Raw genomic sequence first — 330 nt, 5'->3', positions numbered from 1 at the left:
CCAGGAGCCCGACATGACCGCCGACCAGATCCTCGCCGAAATCCGTGAAGCCAACCTCAGCTACCTGATGCTGGCCCAGAGCCTGATCCGCGCCGACCGCGAGCAGGCCCTGTACCGCCTGGGCATCAGCGAGGACACGGCCACGCTGATCGGCACGCTGTCGGCCGCGCAGATCATGAAGATCGCCTCGGGCAACACGCTGCTGTGCCGCTTCCGCATGGACGACGAGCTCGTGTGGAACCTGCTCACCAGCCACGGCAAGGCCTCGGCCAACGACGCGGTCAACCGCCTGCACGCCTCCATCCTGATGGCCGGCCGCCACCAGGAAGC

1 protein-coding gene is annotated in these 330 nt (G+C 67.6%); it reads left to right on the top strand.

Annotated features, from left to right (window positions below; all coding sequences use genetic code 11):
• Window positions 1-13: 13 nt before the first annotated feature.
• Window positions 14-330 (top strand): flagellar transcriptional regulator FlhD (flhD, locus tag VO99_RS27575; protein ID WP_046116178.1); only part of this gene is annotated, 317 nt, incomplete at its 3' end.

This window comes from Aquincola tertiaricarbonis (genome assembly GCF_000969605.1).
Lineage (GTDB): Bacteria > Pseudomonadota > Gammaproteobacteria > Burkholderiales > Burkholderiaceae_C > Aquincola > Aquincola tertiaricarbonis.
The sequence above is the reverse complement of the archived record's forward strand: the minus strand, read 5'-3'. Positions and strand labels throughout refer to the sequence as shown.